This window comes from bacterium, assembly GCA_021372515.1.
Classification (GTDB): domain Bacteria; phylum Gemmatimonadota; class Glassbacteria; order GWA2-58-10; family GWA2-58-10; genus JAJFUG01.
In genome coordinates this window covers 40,569-53,676 of record JAJFUG010000201.1, presented here as the reverse complement: position 1 = coordinate 53,676, position 13,108 = coordinate 40,569, and the positions used below count along the sequence as shown (strand labels likewise).

Below are 13,108 nucleotides of genomic sequence, written 5' to 3'. Positions count from 1 at the left end.
GAAAGTATTTGTCAAGCCGCAAAACGAAACTCATCTTCACTCAAGGATTAAGCTGCCCAGCCCACATAGGGCTGTGCCGGATCACGGGACAAAAAAACCCGTGCGGCCGGAACAGGACCGCACAGGTTTGAAAAGCTTCTATAGACTTTCACTCTCCGCCCGAATCCAGACCTCTCAAGCGTGGTCTTCGTCCTGTTTCAACGCCCGGTGCTCCAGGAACTGCACGTCGAAATCGCCGGACAGAAAACGCTTGTCCCGGACGATCTCCTGGTGGAAGGGGATCGTGGTGGGCACGCCGATGATGATGAACTCGCCCAGCGAGCGGCGCAGCCTCTGGATCGCCTCCTCGCGGGTGCGGCCGTGCACGATCAGCTTGGCCAGCAGTGAGTCGTAATACGGCGGCACGGTGTAGGACTGGTAGATATGGGTGTCCACCCGCACGCCGGGGCCGCCCGGCGGGTGGTAAGTGGTGATCTGGCCGGGGAACGGCATGAAATTGCGGCTGGGGTCCTCGGCGTTGATCCGGCACTCGATGGCGTGGCCCTGCAGACGGATGTCTTTCTCCCGGAAAGAGAGCTTCGCCCCGGCGGCCACCGCAATCTGCTCCTTGACCAGGTCCAGTCCGGTCACCATCTCGGTCACCGGGTGCTCCACCTGGATGCGGGTGTTCATCTCCATGAAATAGAAATTGCGCTCCCGGTCCAGCAGGAACTCCACCGTGCCGGCGCCCACATAGCCGATGGACTGGGCGGCCAGGACCGCGGTGTGGCCCATTTTCTCGCGCAGATCGGGGGTCATCACCGGACAGGGCGACTCCTCGATCAGCTTCTGATGGCGGCGCTGGATCGAGCAGTCGCGCTCGCCCAGGTGCACCACGTTGCCGTGCTGGTCGGCCATGATCTGGATTTCGACATGGCGCGGGTGTTCGAGGTATTTCTCCACGTACATGTCGGGGTTGCCGAACGCGCTCTTGGCCTCGGCCTGGGCGATCTCGAAGCTGTTGACCAGCTCGCTTTCGGAGCGCACCACGCGCATGCCCTTGCCGCCGCCGCCGGCCGTGGCCTTGAGGATCACCGGGTAGCCGATGGAGCGGGCCTCGCGCAGAGCCTCTTTCTCGTCGCGCAGCACGCTCTGGCTGCCCGGGACCACCGGCACCTTGTTGCGGATCATGATCGAGCGGGCGGTGGCCTTATCCCCCATCTGGCGGATGTTGTCCGGTGTGGGGCCGATGAAGGCGAACTGGCTGCGCAGGCAGATTTCCGCGAACTCGGCGTTCTCGGCCAGAAAACCGTAGCCCGGATGGATCGCGTCCGCGTTGGTGATCTCGGCCGCGGCCAGGATGCTGCGCATGTTAAGGTAGCTGTCCGAGGCGCGGTTGCGCCCGATGCAGACCTCCTCATCAGCAAAGCGCACGTGCAGGCTGTCGCGGTCGGCCTCGCTGTAGACCGCCACGGTCTGGATCTCCAGCTCCTTGCAGGCGCGGATGATCCGCAGGGCGATCTCGCCGCGGTTGGCGATCAGGACCTTTTTGAACATCGGCTCATCTCCCCGCCGGATCGACCAGGAACAGGCGCTGGCCGAACTCGACGGGCTGGCCGTTTTCCACGCAGATTTCACGAACGACCCCGGCCACCTCGCTCTCCAGCTCGTTCATAATCTTCATCGCTTCGAGGATGCAGAGGGTCTGGCCCACCTCCACCCGGTCGCCCACGTTCACATAGGTGTTTGCGCCCGGGCGCGGGGAACGGTAGAACGTGCCGACCATCGGAGAACGCACCTCCAGCAGGTTCTTTTCCTCTTTCAGCTCGGCGGCTTTCTCGACTGCGACCAGCTGCGCCGCGGCCGGATAAACCGGCTGGGCCGCCGGCAGGACGGCCTGGTACGGGACTCCGGCCACCTGTCCCTTGCCGATCCGCACTTTCGTTCCGCCGTCCTCGATCTCCAGCTCACTGATCCCGCTCGTTTCGACCAACTGGATCAGTTTCTTGAGATATCTGACATCCATTGGGTTCGTCCCCTCTGGGTTCATTGTGATCGATCCGCTGAGTGCGGGCTCTCTGCGGGACTCAGGCACGCTCCAGGTACATGTTGGTCCGGCGGTCGACCTTGATGACATCGCCGATATTCAGGAACAGTGGCACGTTGACCACGGCGCCGGATTCCAGGCGCGCGGGTTTGCCCCCGCCGCTGGCCGTGTCGCCGCGCAGACCGGGATCAGTTTCCACGATCTTCAGGTCGACGAAGAACGGCAACTCGATTTCCAGAATTTCGCCGGTCTCCTGGAACAGACCGCTGACTTCGAGGTTCTCCTTGAGGTATTTCACCTGGTCGCCCAGCACATCGGCGGACACCGGGAACTGCTCGTAGGAGCTGTTGTCCATGAAATGGTACAGGTGCCCGTCACTGTACAGGTACTGCAACGGGCGGCGCTCCAGGCGCACCTCGGTGAAACGTTCGCCGGCGCGGTAAGTGCGTTCGATCACCTGGCCGGTCTTGACCTTCTTAAGTTTCGTCCTGACAAAAGCCCCACCCTTGCCGGGCTTCACATGCTGGAACTCCACGATCGCATACAGGTCCCCGTCGATGTTGAGGACCATGCCACCCCTGAAATCCGCCGTACTGGCCAAGAAAGCCTCCTTAAAGATTTTCTGTTGTACTGTCGCTCCAAACCCGCATCCGGCGCCCCCTTGCGCCGCGCGTGGCGGCGGAGAAAGCGCCGGATTCCGATCACACTGCTGTTGTCACCGCCCCGTGGGCAGCCTCAGCCGTCCAGACGGTCCAGCAGGCCCTCCAGGGCCAGCTCATAGCCCTTGGCCCCGAAACCGCTCAGCACTGCCACCGCCTTGTCCGACAGGTAGGAGACGTGCCGGAAACTCTCGCGCGCGAACACGTTGGACAGGTGCACCTCCACAAACGGCAGGTCCACCGCCGCCAGGGCGTCGCGCAGCGCCACGCTGGTGTGGGTGTAGGCCCCGGCGTTGATCACCACGCCGTGGACCCGTCCGGCCAGGGACTGGATGTAGTCCACCAGCTCGCCCTCGGAGTTGGACTGGAAGAAACCGAGCTCGCAGCGCCCAGCGAACCGTTCGCGCAACGCATGCTCGATCTCGGCCAGCGAGGCCCGGCCGTAAATCCCCGGCTCGCGGCTGCCCAGAAGGTTCAGATTGGGGCCGTTGATCACAGCCATGCTTTTCATTCGGCCTCCAGGAGCTTGAGCCCCTTGATCCAGCGCTCGAACATGTTGACAAAGGAGCCAGCGCCGTTTCGCTCGGATTGCCGGACCGGCGGGACCTCCATCCCATGCAGCACGCTGCTGAAAATGCGGTCTATACGCAGGTCCACGCTCAGCTCACCGCCGCCCTCATCCGAGGCCAGGGCCGGCGCCTCGATCGGCTCGGCCTCCGCTACGGGTTCTTCCTCTGTCCGCCCCGCGGCCGCGACCACCGGCTCCAGCAGTTCCTGTATCCGCGGCTCCGGCAGCGGGGCCGGTTTCTTAGCTGCGGCCGCCGCCCGTCGGTTAAGTTGCGCGGCCACATCCTCCAGCTTCACGGCCAGTGTACTGTCGTCCGGGCAGCTTTCGAGCAGTCGGCTGTAGACCTCGAAGGCCTGCTGGTAGTGCCCCTGCAGACGGTACAGGTCGCCCAGGGTGTGGGTGATGAACACCTCGCCCGCCCCGCTGAAAGACGCCTCCTCGGCCTCCCCGGCTGAAGAGCCGTCGGCCTCGTCCCGGCTTTCCAGCCGCTCCAGGGCCGCGGCCAGGGCCTCATCGGTCGGCTCCGCCTCGAGCGCCCGTCCGTACAGCTCACGGGCCCGCCCGGCATCGCCCTGCTCCACGGCGATCTCGCCGAGAGTGCGCAGGGCCTCCAGGTTGCCGGTATCGTCCTTCAGTACCGACTCCAGGATTTCCGCAGCCTCGGCGCCTCGGTCCATCCGGGCCAGGCACTGGCCCAGCAGCACGCGGGCGCTGGTGAAATCCGGGAAACTTTCCAGCCCGCGGCTGCAGATTTCCACCGCCCGCTCCAGCTCGCCCGCACGGCTCAGGGCATCGGCCAACGGCAGGAACAATCTGGATTCAGGCGCCTCGGCGAAACGCTTTTCGAGTTCCCGGATTTCCTGTTCAAGGGCCATGACACCTCCCGTGTCAGGGGGCGGTACAGACAGTCGGCCCGTCTTTCGAAAGAGCCGTTCTGCGCATAAAAAAAGGGCCTGTTTCGCGCATTAACTATACATAATAGCCACCACAATCTTGTCTGTCAATGCTTTAATCAAATCTGAACTTTGTACAGAAAACCCTCTCCAGAATAAGTTTGTGCTTGCCTTTTTGTTTATCAGTCTTATATTGAGAGGTTTAGTTAATCCGGTCAATCCGAGACATCCTTCTGCCGCGCCACACCGTGCTTTGCCGGGCCGAGTCCCGGAAACCGTTTCAACCTGACGGTTGCAGGTCGGACGACAGGGGATTGCACTTTGATACTTCATCAACCAGCAAGGGTCTACCAGCCATGATGCAGACATTCCGCAACAACATGAAGATCATCTTCTTCGTCCTCATTTTCTTCTTTGTCGGCTGGATGGCCTTTACCCTGACCGGGTTGGACGACTATCTGGTGCAGCAGAACCGCAAGGACTACCGTGGAGTTAAGTACGCCGGGTTCGTGGGCAAGGAAAAAATCGACCGCCAGGCCTACAACGACCGTCTGCGCCGGGCGGTCGAGATGGCCAGCAGCCAGCGCTCCTCGGGCGGACTGTCCTCCTGGGAGATGGATCAGCTCAGCGACCAGGTCTGGTCGGACATAGTCAACGACATAATCCTGGGCAAGGTCCTCGATAAACGCGGGATCAAGGTGAACGACGGAGAAGTGGTCGAATACATCCGGACCAACCCACTGCCCGAGCTGATGCGCGAGCCGGCGCTCCAGACCGACGGCCGCTTCGACTACGACAAGTACCTCCAGATACTGGCCGATCCGCGCATGGCCCAGCTGGTGAGCGAGCTGGAGACCGACGCCCGGAACAAGATCCCCAATTTGAAGCTCTTCCTTGAAGTCGCCTCGCTGTACAAGATGACCGACGATGAGCTCAAGCTCAACTACAAGGCCGCTGACGAGAAGGCCCAGGTCGATTACGTGCGTTTCGTCTCCGATTCGCTCATCGCGGACTCGGAAGTCCAGATCGGCGACGACGAGATTAAGAAGTACTACGACGATCACCCCGACAGTTTCAAGCGCCCGGATATCGCCGCGGTCACTTTCGCTCTGCTGCCCTTACTGCCGGGCAGCAAGGACAGCGCGGCCGCGCGTGACACCCTGGAAGCGGTGTTGGCGCGGTACAAGAGCGGCGAGTCCTGGGACAGCCTGGCCGTGCATTACTCGCAGGACCCGTTCGCCTCGAGCGGCGGCGACCTGGGCTGGTTCGCCAAGGGTGATTACCAGGACACCCTGATGGCCGGCCAGGCTTTCAACATGAAGCCCGGCGAGGTGAGCGCTCCCATCGTGGTCTCCAAGGGCATGATGATCCTGCGCGTGGATAGTATGAAGGTGTTCGACGGGGTCAAGCGCTTGCGCGCCCGCCGTATCGCCCTGAACATTGAGCCCTCGGCTGAGCAGCTCAACGCCGTGCGCGCCCGCGCCCGCACACTGCGTGGCCTGATGCGCCAGGAGGGCCGCAGTTTCGAGGCCGTGGTCGCGGACAGCGCCCTGCAGGTCAAGGAAAGCGGCAGCTTCGTCATCGGGGGGCAGATTCCAGGCATCCAGGCCGGACGCGACCTGATGGACTATGTCTACGGCGCCAGCGAGGGCGCGGTCAGCTACCCGATCTCGGTGCTGTCCGAGAACCAGGAGTGCGTGGCCCTGATCAAGGTGAACCAGCGTATCCAGAGCGGCACAGTGCCGCTGGAGGAGGCCGCTGACGCCATCCGCCGCCAGCTTGGCCTGGACAAGAAAAAGCCCCTGGCAGAAAAGAAAATCCGCGCATTGATGTCCGACTACGCACAGTTCTCCAGCCTGGCCGATTTCGCCCAGGCCAAGGGCCTGAACCTGACCAGCTCCCCCGAGTTCACCCGCCTGTCCGGCCTGGCCGGGGTGGGCCGCAGCAACGCTTTCATCGGCACTGCGTTCGGCCTGCCGGTGGGGGTCAAGAGCGACCTGGTCGAGGCGGGCAACAATTTCTACCTGCTGCAGGTGAACAGCCGCACCGAGGCCGATATGTCCGGGTTCGACCAGGCCAAGGCGCGCCTGACCCAGCAACTCATGGGCCAGAGGATGCAGGGCCTGTACACCCTGTTCAGCGGCGAACTCTACAGCGGGACCAAGATAGAGGACCTGCGCAAGATCGAGTCCGATTCCACCACGGCCAAGCACCAGGCCGACATACAAAAGAAGCGTTCCGATCTCAACCTGATCCAGTGAACGGTCGACACAACGGGGATGGTGTGGATGGACGCGCTCTATTACAAGAATCTGCTCGACAACCTGTATGACGCCATCTATTGCGTCGACCTGAACCGGAAGATTATTTTCTGGAACAAGGCCGCCGAGGCCATGACCGGCTACTCGGAAGAGGAAGCCCTGGGCAAGGTCTCGACCATCCAGGTGCGGATGCACGACAATGCCGAGGGCGGCGAGGGCGAGGGGCAGTGCCTGAGCGCCTGCCTGGTGGAGCAGACCCTGGTGGACGGGAAGCCGCGCGAGTTCGACTGCTTCATCACCAACCGCAACGGCCGCCGTATCCCGGTGGCCGCACGGGTCAGCCCGATCCTGGGACCGGAATCGCGCGTCATCGGCGCGGTGCAGATCTTCCGCGACAACTCGGCGCGTATCGCCACCCAGCAGGTGATCGAAAAGCTCAAGACCCTGGCCATGCTCGACCCGCTGACCGGCCTGGCCAACCGCCGCTACATCGAGAAGATCATCGACGCCAAGACCGACGAGCTGCGGCGCTACGGCCTGCGTTTCGGCCTGCTGTTCATCGACATCGACCATTTCAAGAACATCAACGACCGCTTCGGGCACGACGCCGGGGACAAGGTCCTCTGGAGCGTGTCGCGCAACATGTCCTCGATCATCCGCGCCTCCGACATTCTGGGTCGCTGGGGCGGCGAGGAGTTCATCGCCCTGATCCTGAACGTGAGCCAGGAAAAGCTGGCCCAGGTAGCCGAGAAGATGCGCCAGCACGTGGAGGACGACATCGTCACCTCCAGCGGTGACTCGCTGCGCGTGACAATCTCTATCGGCGGAGTGCTGGCCGAGCCGGGAGACAAACCGGATGTCGACCGCGACAGCCTGATGCGCCGGGCGGACGAGTTGATGTACGAGTGCAAGAAAGGCGGGCGCAACCGGGTGGCGATCACGCGCTTCGGGAGCTGAGACTGGCGGCCGGCTTCAGGATACGTATAAACGGACAGGGGTGCGGCTCGAAAACCGCACCCCTGTTTTTTTCACGATCCCGGCTTCGGCGTGCCCGGCTCAGATGAAGGAGCGGAACAGGTAGAACGCGATGAAAAGTCCCAGGACGCTCACCAGGTTGATTTTCACCACCAGCGGCCCCAGGGTCAGCGCGATGAGCAGCAGATCGATCGAGAACGGCCCGAACTTGCCCACCACCGAGGTCAGGAAGAAATCCTTCGCCACGCCGTCCGGCATGATCGTGGAGAGGAACTCTCCCAGGTAGCCGCCCAGCAGCATGCCGATGATCAGGATGATGCAGTAGACTGAGAATTGTTTGCGCTGACGTTGCAATTGAGCCTCCTGGCCTTGAGCCGGAAGAACCTTTTCAGCTCCGCCCGCCCCGCTCCGCGGCCTCCGGCCGGGCGAGCAACACTCCCGTGGCCAGCAGGGGGATCCGGCGGCAGAGATAGTATGAGCTTATGCCGGTAAAACAACCGAACACCAAAGAGAAAACCACCACCAGCGGCCAGAGCAGGCCGATCACCGCCTGGTCGGAAAGCGCCGCCCCGACCAGCAGCAACTGGGTGAAATTGTGTGCCAGCGCCCCGGCCAGACTCACCCCGACAAATCCCATCCAGGGCATCAGCCAGAGCGCCAGCGGCAGCATCACCAGGAACGAGACCATGCCGCCGCCGAAACTGAGCAGAAAGAACGGCGTGAACAGCCCGCCGCGGAACACCGCACCGATAATGATCCGCAGCACATGCACCGCCAGGGCGCAGCGCCAGCCCACCGAGACCAGCAGGCTCAGGGTGACTATGTTTGCCAGGCCCAGCTTTATCCAGGGCACCGGCTTGGGGATCAGGGCGTCCAGCACGAATAGCACCAACTCGAACACCGTGGCCATGGCCACCAGGCTCAAGGCCTCGGTGCGGCGGCGCACTTCGGGAATGTCGCGGGCCGGGTCGTAGTAGACCGCCGCGGCGGCGAGGCTTTCTGTCACCACGGGTCTCCTATCTGACAAGGGCGTCCAGTCCGGGCTTGCCCTTTCCATCTGCCGGCTCCAGGGCGCCGTCGGAGCGCTCCAGGCGACAGAGCACATGATTGGGCGCGCAGACAATCGCGGCCCCGGCGCGCCTTATCCAGCCGGTCTTCTCGCAAACCCGCGCCGGGCAATGGGAATCCTCGAACTTCACCGCCCCGTCAGCCACCACCACTTTTATCGTCCCCAGCACGCCGTTCACCGTAACCGTGGTGTCGCGCTCCAGGCTCAACCTCGCCAACTCGCGGTCCTCGAACTGCACCACCGCGGTCAGAGGCCCTTTACCCGCCCCCTGGCTGCCGTGATGGTAGAAACCGGCGGAAAAAACCACCACTATCAACACCAGCAGCAGGTCGATCAAAGTGAACAGCGGCGGCAGTCTGAACGTTTCTCGCCCCATCAACGCCTCCCAGTCCGCGCCCGGCTCAGGGCAGCGGCAGGCCCTCGAGGTCAGGCTGCGGAAGGTAGCGCGAGAACCCGCTGGTGGCCTTCCAGAGGAGCTTCCCGTCCTCGGTGCGGCTGTCCCCGACATAGATCATCAGGCCCTCGCACTTCTCGGATTCCAGCAGGGCGAAGCCTTTCTCCGGCCCCAGGATGAACGCGGACGTCGACATGGCGTCCGCCTCCAGGCCGTACTCGGTGACCACGGTCACACTGACCACCCCGCTGCGGGAGGGCCAGCCGGTGAGCGGGTCCAAAATATGGTGATAGCGTACGCCGCTGTCGATAAAAAAGCGCTCGTAATCGCCCGAGGTGGCCACGGAAAGGCCCTCGTGAAGGCTCAGCGCCCCGAGGTGGCAGTCCCGCTTGCGCGGGTGCTGCACTCCCACCCGCCACGAGACACCGTCCGAGCCCACGCCCAGCACGCCGATTTCGCCGCCCAGGTCGATCAGGGCGTTGCGCGCCCCGGCCCGGCGCAGCACCTGGACCGCGCGGTCCGCGGCGTAGCCCTTGACAATCGCCCCCAGGTCGAGCCGCCCGGTGCAGGCGCCCAGGCTCACGCTTCTGCCGTCCGGAGATATCTTTATCTCCCGGCTCAGGCAGGAGGCCCCCAGGAGCGTGCTTATCTCGGCCGAGTCGGGCGGATGGTCACGGCGGCGCTCCTCGCTGAATCCCCAGAGACGGCTGACATCCCCCAGCGCCGGCTCGAACGCCCCGCCGCTCACTGTGTGCACGCGCATAGCTGCAGCGAGCACGGCGGCCATGTCCTCGCTCAACGCTACCGGCTCCGCGCTGCCGCGGGCGCCGTTTAGACGGCTCAGCTCGCTGTCCGGGTCTTTTGGGTCGAATACACGGTGCAGCCGCGCCACTTCCTCCCGCGCCACATCCGCAAGACGGCGCGCCTGGTCTTTATCGGTCGAGCGCACTTTCACCGACAGCAGCGTACCCATCGTGAAGCTGTCGAACGAGAAAGTCCGCTCGCCGGACAATGACGCCTCGGCGTTGCCCGAGGCCAGGTAGCGTATGCCGGCGATCAGCACAACCAGCAGCAGGACTGCGATCAGGCGGGCCTTGAATTTACCGGTCACGTTCAACTATCAGTTCCACCAGTTCTTTGAGCTTCGAGGCCCGCGCCGGGTCCGAAAAATCCTCGGTAACGCGGGACGCCTCACCGGCCAGTTCCACCACCCGCTCGATAGCGTAATCGATCCCGCCGTTGTCGATCACCAGCTCGGCCACCCGTTCGGCCTCTGCCTCGCTCAGCATCCCGTCGGAGGCGAAAATCCGGGTCAGCTCGGTGCGGTCGGCCGGGTCCATAACCGTGCAGGCGTGGATCAGCGGCAGGGTCATTTTTTTCTCTCGTATATCCAGGCCGGTGGGCTTGCCGGTTTCGCCGGCGTAGCCGGAATAGTCCAGCAGGTCATCGGTGATCTGGAAAATCGTGCCGAACAGTGCGCCGAAGCGCCGCAGCGCGGTCAGGTCGCGTCCATCTCCCAGGACCGCGGCCACCGCGCAACTGGCGCTGAAAAGGCTGGCGGTCTTCTCGAGGATGAAATCGTAATAGTCCTGCTCCGTGGCGACCAGGTTGCCCTCCAGGGCCATCTGGCGCATCTCGCCCAGGGCCAGGCAGCGGCAGGCCGCGCTCATCTCGCCGATCACGTCCGGCGAGGCCAGACCGGCCAGCACCCCGAAGGCCTGGGCCAGGAGGTAATCGCCGATGATGACGCTGGTCTTGTGGTTCCACTTGGAGTTGAGCGTCTCCACCCCGTGTCGGTGGGTGGAGCTGTCGATCGAATCGTCGTGCACCAGCGAGGCGGTGTGGATTATCTCCACCGCGGCGGCCAGCGAAACCAGTGAGCTGTAGTCGCCGCGGCGACGGTCGGCGGCCAGAAGCAGGAGCGTGGGGCGGATCATCTTGCCCGCGCGGCTGAACAGATGGTTGATCGTCCGGTTGACCGGTTCGAAATCGGAGCGCAGGATCTGCTCCATCCGGCGCCTGACATCCAGCAGCTCCCCGCTCAGGGGAGCCTGGAGCCTGTCCAGGGCCTCGGTCCAGTTCTTCTTAAGGCCGAGCAGGTCCTCACCCACTTAACTTGCCTCCCGCCTTGAGCGAAAATGAATGGAAATCATGGCCGCCGGAGCGTTCAACTTTACGTTTCAAGCTAACATCCGGGCTATCTAAAGTCAAACAAATCTTGCCCTTATCGGCTGTGCGGGCCGCTCGCCGAGGCTTAATCATTGACACGCGAAGCGTTGGGAGATAGATTATTTTTTTCATTCATTCCGGCGCTGGGGCGCCACTTTTTTGCCTCGAAACACAGGTCCCGATCCATGTTCCGTCTGGCGTTTTCCAACCTGATGCAGCGCAAAATGCGCAGCTCGATCAGCGTGCTGGCCCTGGCCGTGGGCATCAGTCTTTTCATCGTGCTCTGGGGCCTGGTCAACGGCGTGCTGAACGAGTTCACCGAGCGCATCCGCGGCATCGGCGCCGACATCACGGTGATCCGCACCGGGAGCAACCCGCTGCTGTTCGGCTCCGGCGTTCTGCCCTACAAGCTGGGCGAGCAGCTCGAGGCCATCGACGGGGTCAAGACCGTGAGCCCGGTGCTGATCTGGAAAGCCACCATCGGCAGCGCCCCGTACAACATTTTCGGGATCGAGCCGCAGAAATTCAGCGACCTGGGCGGGCAGCTGGTGTTCCTGGAGGGGCGGATGCTGTCCGGCCCGGATGAGATGTTCATTGACAGCCGCATCGCGGCCCTGGAGAGCTTGGCCGTGGGCGACAGCCTGGAGCTGCTGGGCCGTCAGTTCCACATCGTGGGGATCGTGCAGCCGGGGGTGGGCACCCGCATTTTCCTGCCCTACGCCACCCTGGCCGAGCTGACCAGCCAGCCCGACAGGGTCAGCCTGTTCTTCGTGACCGCACGCTCGCCCGAGTTGGTGGAGAAAGTCTCCGGCAGCATCACCCGGAACATCAAGGGTGTGGAGACGCAGTTCATGTCGAACATCGCCGCCTCGATGGGCAAGTACATCGAGGCGCTGAACCAGTTCATCCGTGCGATCAACTACACGGCCCTGGTGATAAGCGCTCTGGTGATCCTGCTCTCGATGTACACCACCGTGGTGGAGCGCACCCGCGAGATCGGCATCCTCAAGTCGCTGGGGGCCTCGCGGGGCTACATCCTGATGACCATCATGAGCGAGGCGCTGCTGCTTTCTGCCCTGGGCAGCCTGGCCGGGATCAGCCTGGCCGTGCTCAGCCGTCACGCCATCCAGTGGAAATTCCAGCTCATCACCGTGGAAATCTCCAGCAGCCTTCTGATCAACAGCGTGCTGCTGGGAGTGCTGGTCGGCGCCCTGGGCGCGCTCTACCCCGCGTTCTGGGCCTCGCGCCAGGACCCGATCAAGGCCCTGGTCTACGAGTGATAAAATATCTTGACTATCTCTGATTAATTACCGATAATGTTATAGAGAGTTTGTCGACCCTTCGTATCGCCTCAGGCGATACGCTGCGGGGGTGTCGAAAGGCACCCCCTGCTTTATTTATGGGGGTAAAATGGCAAAGTCGACATATGTTTATATCGATGGATTCAATTTTTACTATGGAGTGTTTCACAAAAGGGATTCTACAAGAAGCTACAAATGGATTGATTATGTCAAGCTAAGCGAATTGCTCCTGCAGGGTTATGATATTATAAAAGTTAAATATTTTACTGCTCTGGTTGATTCACATTGGGATTCATCCAAATCAACCCGTCAGCAATGCCATTGGAAAGCAATGGAATCAATAGGGAAACAAAGACTTCAAATAATTCTGGGTAATTATAGAACCGACCCACTGACAAGACCAATCGCAAAATGCCAATACTCGACAGATAAAAATTCTCCCACACCGAATGCAATCTGGATTATCAACAAAGAGGAAAAAGGTTCAGACGTCAATCTTGCCACGCATCTGGTTTTCGATGGATGCCGGAATCTATATGAAACGGCATTGGTCATGACCAACGATTCTGACTTGACAGAAGCATTAAGAATTGTGACCAAAGAACTTGGCAAGGAAGTTATCTTGTTGAACCCTCATGCCTTTAGAGGAAAACCGACTTCACGGCCTCTTCAGCTTCTTGGATTGAACATGAGAACTGTACGGATGGGAGCACTTCGGGCCGCACAATTACCCGATCCAATCCCAGGGACAAATATCCACAAACCATTAGAATGGAAATAAAAGGACTGCTTG

The 13,108-nt window shown here is 62.0% G+C and carries 14 protein-coding genes; 4 read left to right on the top strand and 10 right to left on the bottom strand.

Annotated elements, in window-relative coordinates:
* Positions 1-174 precede the first annotated feature (174 nt).
* The 5 genes from accC to LLH00_18240 all read right to left on the bottom strand — a co-directional run bounded on the left by accC (position 175) and on the right by LLH00_18240 (position 4,128).
* Entirely contained in the window at positions 175-1,536 is a 1,362-nt protein-coding gene (gene accC, locus LLH00_18260) for an acetyl-CoA carboxylase biotin carboxylase subunit (GenBank protein ID MCE5273226.1), read from the bottom strand.
* A 4-nt stretch (positions 1,537-1,540) separates the two neighbouring features.
* The gene (accB, locus tag LLH00_18255; protein ID MCE5273225.1) at positions 1,541-2,005 is read right to left on the bottom strand and encodes an acetyl-CoA carboxylase biotin carboxyl carrier protein; all 465 of its coding nucleotides are present in this window, start codon (positions 2,003-2,005) and stop codon (positions 1,541-1,543) included.
* A gap of 61 nt (positions 2,006-2,066) precedes the next feature.
* Positions 2,067-2,627, bottom strand: a complete 561-nt coding sequence (gene efp, locus LLH00_18250; GenBank protein MCE5273224.1) for an elongation factor P — start codon at positions 2,625-2,627, stop codon at positions 2,067-2,069.
* A gap of 134 nt (positions 2,628-2,761) precedes the next feature.
* Positions 2,762-3,187: a type II 3-dehydroquinate dehydratase gene (gene aroQ, locus LLH00_18245; protein MCE5273223.1), complete on the bottom strand. Its 426-nt coding sequence runs from the start codon at positions 3,185-3,187 to the stop codon at positions 2,762-2,764.
* Between the two features lie 5 nt (positions 3,188-3,192).
* Positions 3,193-4,128 (bottom strand): tetratricopeptide repeat protein, encoded by a 936-nt coding sequence (locus LLH00_18240; protein ID MCE5273222.1) that lies wholly within the window; start codon positions 4,126-4,128, stop codon positions 3,193-3,195.
* Positions 4,129-4,502: 374 nt separating this feature from the next.
* Here LLH00_18240 and LLH00_18235 point away from each other — a divergent pair, with 374 nt between their 5' ends.
* Together LLH00_18235 and LLH00_18230 are read left to right on the top strand one after the other, a co-directional pair.
* On the top strand, positions 4,503-6,407 hold the full coding sequence (locus LLH00_18235) for a peptidyl-prolyl cis-trans isomerase (protein MCE5273221.1): 1,905 nt from the start codon (positions 4,503-4,505) through the stop codon (positions 6,405-6,407).
* Positions 6,408-6,434: 27 nt separating this feature from the next.
* Positions 6,435-7,364 carry a diguanylate cyclase gene (locus tag LLH00_18230; protein MCE5273220.1) on the top strand — a complete coding sequence of 310 codons (930 nt, stop codon included), beginning with the start codon at positions 6,435-6,437 and terminating at the stop codon, positions 7,362-7,364.
* Between the two features lie 99 nt (positions 7,365-7,463).
* Here LLH00_18230 and LLH00_18225 read toward each other — a convergent pair whose 3' ends face one another.
* The 5 genes from LLH00_18225 to LLH00_18205 are packed head-to-tail and all read right to left on the bottom strand — an operon-like array spanning position 7,464 to position 10,956.
* Entirely contained in the window at positions 7,464-7,736 is a 273-nt protein-coding gene (locus tag LLH00_18225; GenBank protein ID MCE5273219.1) for a DUF4321 domain-containing protein, read from the bottom strand.
* A gap of 34 nt (positions 7,737-7,770) precedes the next feature.
* Positions 7,771-8,388 (bottom strand): Gx transporter family protein, encoded by a 618-nt coding sequence (locus tag LLH00_18220; GenBank protein ID MCE5273218.1) that lies wholly within the window; start codon positions 8,386-8,388, stop codon positions 7,771-7,773.
* Between the two features lie 10 nt (positions 8,389-8,398).
* Complete coding sequence (locus LLH00_18215; protein ID MCE5273217.1) at positions 8,399-8,827, bottom strand: NusG domain II-containing protein; 429 nt, start codon at positions 8,825-8,827, stop codon at positions 8,399-8,401.
* A gap of 25 nt (positions 8,828-8,852) precedes the next feature.
* Positions 8,853-9,956, bottom strand: coding sequence for an FAD:protein FMN transferase (locus LLH00_18210; protein MCE5273216.1), 1,104 nt, complete (start codon positions 9,954-9,956; stop codon positions 8,853-8,855).
* The gene (locus tag LLH00_18205; GenBank protein MCE5273215.1) at positions 9,946-10,956 is read right to left on the bottom strand and encodes a polyprenyl synthetase family protein; all 1,011 of its coding nucleotides are present in this window, start codon (positions 10,954-10,956) and stop codon (positions 9,946-9,948) included. The genes LLH00_18210 and LLH00_18205 overlap by 11 nt, the downstream gene beginning before the upstream one ends.
* Positions 10,957-11,199: 243 nt before the next feature.
* On the opposite strand from LLH00_18205, the gene LLH00_18200 reads away from it, so the two are divergent.
* Both LLH00_18200 and LLH00_18195 read left to right on the top strand, forming a co-directional pair.
* Entirely contained in the window at positions 11,200-12,294 is a 1,095-nt protein-coding gene (locus LLH00_18200; GenBank protein MCE5273214.1) for an ABC transporter permease, read from the top strand.
* A 130-nt stretch (positions 12,295-12,424) separates the two neighbouring features.
* On the top strand, positions 12,425-13,096 hold the full coding sequence (locus tag LLH00_18195; protein ID MCE5273213.1) for an NYN domain-containing protein: 672 nt from the start codon (positions 12,425-12,427) through the stop codon (positions 13,094-13,096).
* Positions 13,097-13,108 lie beyond the last annotated feature (12 nt).

Coding starts and splice junctions, on each gene's coding strand:
- LLH00_18240 (MCE5273222.1), bottom strand. CDS start 4,128: ATGGCCCTTGAACAGGAAATCCGGGAACTCGAAAAGCGTTTCGCCGAG.
- aroQ (MCE5273223.1), bottom strand. CDS start 3,187: ATGGCTGTGATCAACGGCCCCAATCTGAACCTTCTGGGCAGCCGCGAG.
- LLH00_18200 (MCE5273214.1), top strand. CDS start 11,200: ATGTTCCGTCTGGCGTTTTCCAACCTGATGCAGCGCAAAATGCGCAGC.
- accB (MCE5273225.1), bottom strand. CDS start 2,005: ATGGATGTCAGATATCTCAAGAAACTGATCCAGTTGGTCGAAACGAGC.
- LLH00_18235 (MCE5273221.1), top strand. CDS start 4,503: ATGATGCAGACATTCCGCAACAACATGAAGATCATCTTCTTCGTCCTC.
- LLH00_18215 (MCE5273217.1), bottom strand. CDS start 8,827: ATGGGGCGAGAAACGTTCAGACTGCCGCCGCTGTTCACTTTGATCGAC.
- accC (MCE5273226.1), bottom strand. CDS start 1,536: ATGTTCAAAAAGGTCCTGATCGCCAACCGCGGCGAGATCGCCCTGCGG.
- LLH00_18195 (MCE5273213.1), top strand. CDS start 12,425: ATGGCAAAGTCGACATATGTTTATATCGATGGATTCAATTTTTACTAT.
- LLH00_18230 (MCE5273220.1), top strand. CDS start 6,435: ATGGACGCGCTCTATTACAAGAATCTGCTCGACAACCTGTATGACGCC.